We start from the raw sequence: 3565 nt of genomic DNA on the forward strand, positions 1-3565 counted from the left end.
CCACTCAAGTATCGTCTGAGGTAGATTTAGGACTAGGTTTGGTTGAATTTTTACCCATTGATGATCCAAGGACTTGGGTGGAAGCGCTGTTAGATAACAAAGAGCTAGAGTGCTCTAAAGATAAAAAAATACAAATACTTAAATCAAATGGTTTTGATGTGTCTGAGAATGCAAAAAAACTAGCACAAGTTTATGAAAGTCTCTAACTAGAGCCCACAAAAAAGAGGGTTATATGATTCCATACTTACTGGTTCTCAGCTTTGTTACTTTTTGGATCGTACTAGAACAAAAAGCGCTTAACCGTAAGTCTTTTTGGGTGCCCCTGATCGCTCTTACTTTGTTTGCAGGTGTGCGTAGTTTTCGCGTGGGTACAGATTCTTGGAATTATACTCGAGACTTTAGAGAGCAGCTCGACGTCTATAACTTTAAATTTGAAGAGTTTGTCGAGCCAGGTTACCAAGTGTTAGAGTATGCGTTACTAAGCGTGACTCACAGTTATTTTTGGCTATTTATAAGTACCGCATTTATCGTTGTATTTTGCTACCTAACTGTTATCAGAAAATACAGCGTAGATTACTGGTTTTCTGTGTATTTATTCATCACATTAGGTATTTATCCTTTCTTTTTTAACGGATTACGTCAAGGTTTGGCGATGGCCATATTCGCTTCTGCCTTACCCTTTTTGTTAGATAAGCGATTGATTCCTTATCTATTGATATGTTTGTTAGCCGCATTGTTCCATACGACCGCTCTATTTATGATTCCCTTTTACTTTTTAGTTCACCTCAACATAGCGCCTTTATACAAAATCATAATGACCTTTATAGGGTCTTTTACTATTAGCGGCATATTGATTGCCTACATAGCATCGACTAACGCCAGATATGAGGCATATGTTGAGACCTCTGATAGTGCTGGAGGGCTGTTCATTTTAGGATTTTATCTAGCGCTACTACTATTTACCTTCTTTATCATACGACTTTATAAAATAAAGGACGAGTCGTTTATCACACTGTTCTCTTTTTATGCGATTGGCGTGGCTTTTATGATACCTATTGCCATGCTCGGTGCAAATCCATCAGGACCACAGCGATTATTGAGCTATTTTACGTGGACCTTAGTGCTAATACTGCCTATCCTCTTTAAAAAAATAAATAATATCTATATCACCGGTATCGGCGTAGGCCTTTTTCTTATCTACTTTATCCTAACGACGTCTCGATTTAGTAACTTGACCCCATACATTATTAATCCCGTTTTTGAGATTTTCTGATGAATCATTCTGCGCCCGTCACTATTTGTATTCCCTTTTATAATGCTGAGTCTACTCTAATAGAGGCAGTACGTTCTGTGTTTGCTCAAACCCACAAAAACTGGGAGCTCATATTGATTGATGACGGCTCTACAGATGGCTCCTTAGCGATAGCTCAATCGATTAGTGATCCTAGAGTAAAGGTGTATTCAGACGGTCAAAATCGCCGTCTCGCGGCGCGTCTCAATGAGTTGGTTGAGATAGCCCAGTATGACTTTATCGTACGTATGGATGCGGACGATATGATGACGCCTGATAGAGTGCAAAAGCTATTAGATATTTTGTTGACGAGTAAAAAGTACGATCTTGCATCATGCGGCACTTATTCTATTAGGCAAGATGGCTCTTTTAATGGCTACAGAGGGGCTGATGAACACAACTATACTTTTAACAAGCTATTAAATAAGTCGCAAGGGTTTTTGCATGCAGGTCTAGTAGCGCGTAAAAGCTGGTATCAGCGCAATCGCTACGATGAGTCGCTACCAGTTGGGCAAGATAGTGAGCTATGGCTACGAGCTGCCAGAGCAGGTGATTTTCGCGCCATCTCCCTCAAAGAGCCTTTGTACCTATATCGAGAGGAGGGAAACGTGACACTTCAAAAACTAATTAGAGCTTATCAAGCAGAAAGAAAGCATCACGCGCCTTTGATCGATAAAAGATCTAAGAGGCTTAAATATATTGCTAAATCGGCACTAAAAACAGGAGTTGTGCAGGTTATGGCATCAACAGGAACTTTAGACTATCTTCTCAAACGTAGAAACAAAAAGAGCAAAAAAACAAAAGTGCCAGACCCAATGCTGGAGATATTTAATCAGGCATTGGATAGTATTTATTCAACGAAAATACCAGGTATTGACCATGTCTAAGCGTAAAATACTCTTTGTTGCATCAGTTGCAGAGCATTTTCAGGCCTTTCACAGACCTTATCTAAAGTGGTTTTGTGATAATGGGTTTGAGGTTCATGTGGCTTGTCGTGGCGAATTTATAGATAGTACTGTGTCAAAGGTATGGCAAATTGGTTTTGAGCGATCTCCCTTATCATTGTCACATATCAAAAGCTTAATTCAACTAAAAGCTATTGTCGATGATAACGACTATGCCTTGATATCTTGTCATACCCCTATGGCCGGGGTGCTCTCAAGACTGTCCGCTATTGTCGCTAGAAAAAAGGGCACACAGCTTTTGTATACCGCACATGGCTTTCATTTTTTTAAGGGCGCCAGTACTTGGTCTTGGTTGACCTACTATCCTGTTGAAGTGGCTTTATCTTATATTACGGATGCCATTATCTGTATTAATACAGAGGATTTTGATCTAATCAGTAAAAAGGGATCACCAGATACCGAATACTTTGTAATACCTGGTATCGGTGTAAACTCTGAGCGGTTTAAGCCGCTATTGTCTGAGCAAAAAAGGTCTTTGAAAGAGGAGTTAACTATCGACAAAGATGACTTTGTCATCATATATGCTGCTGAATTTATCGAGAGAAAAAACCATCGACTGCTCATAGATGCGATCAAACGTCTAAGCACGCAAATGGATAGCTTTACGGTATTACTTGCAGGTAAGGGTGTATTGCTAAGTGAGATTGAGTGGTATGCCAAAAGCCATGGGGTTTACGATCATATACGCTTTGCCGGGTTTGTTACTGATATTGAAAAGTACTATCAAGTCTCCGATGTTGTCGTATCTACGAGTAAACAAGAAGGGCTAGGCATTAATCTTGTTGAAGCTATGATGTGTGGATTGCCGCCTATTGCGACTATCGATAGGGGACATGGTACGATTATCGAGCATGGCGTAAATGGTGTCTTGTTTGCACAGGATGATTCACAAGCGTTAGCTGATGCTATATTTAAGATATATAGCGATGACGAGCTACGTTCTAAAATAGCAACCTCTGCGATAAAGAGGGCGGCAGTATTTGATATTGCTAACGCACTAGATGCCATGACAAAGATTTATGCAAAGTTTCTAGACACAGAAACGCAATCAAGCTAGAAAAGCGGTTTGCTAGTAGTCGGTTGTCAATCATGTGGAGTCTAACTCTACGAGCCTTTGAGCTAAAATAAAATTGAGGTAAATGCAGATGTTAAAACGACTTTTTGATATCACCGCTAGTAGTGCAGCCTTAGTTGTTTTATCACCGGTATATATAATTACCGCGTATAAAGTCAGGCAGCAATTGGGTTCGCCAGTACTCTTTCGCCAAACGCGCCCCGGTCTATATGGCAAGCCTTTTAAGATGATTAA

Annotated in this window: 4 protein-coding genes and 1 pseudogene; all 5 read left to right on the forward strand. The window is 40.1% G+C overall.

The genetic code is table 11. The features are described from left to right. Positions 1-206 (forward strand): annotated as a pseudogene (locus ACTXGO_RS16335) (glycosyltransferase); the annotation flags it as partial. A gap of 26 nt (positions 207-232) precedes the next feature. Then, positions 233-1273 carry an EpsG family protein gene (locus tag ACTXGO_RS16340; protein WP_443541384.1) on the forward strand — a complete coding sequence of 347 codons (1041 nt, stop codon included), beginning with the start codon at positions 233-235 and terminating at the stop codon, positions 1271-1273. Then, the gene (locus ACTXGO_RS16345; protein ID WP_443541385.1) at positions 1273-2178 is read left to right on the forward strand and encodes a glycosyltransferase family 2 protein; all 906 of its coding nucleotides are present in this window, start codon (positions 1273-1275) and stop codon (positions 2176-2178) included. The genes ACTXGO_RS16340 and ACTXGO_RS16345 overlap by 1 nt, the downstream gene beginning before the upstream one ends. Continuing rightward, the gene (locus ACTXGO_RS16350) at positions 2171-3313 is read left to right on the forward strand and encodes a glycosyltransferase family 4 protein (protein WP_443541386.1); all 1143 of its coding nucleotides are present in this window, start codon (positions 2171-2173) and stop codon (positions 3311-3313) included. Before ACTXGO_RS16345 ends, ACTXGO_RS16350 begins: the two co-directional genes overlap by 8 nt. Positions 3314-3401: 88 nt before the next feature. Continuing rightward, positions 3402-3565: sugar transferase (locus ACTXGO_RS16355; RefSeq protein ID WP_443574551.1), on the forward strand; the 164-nt coding region annotated here is incomplete at its 3' end.

The organism is Psychrobacter sp. T6-1, from assembly GCF_052258445.1.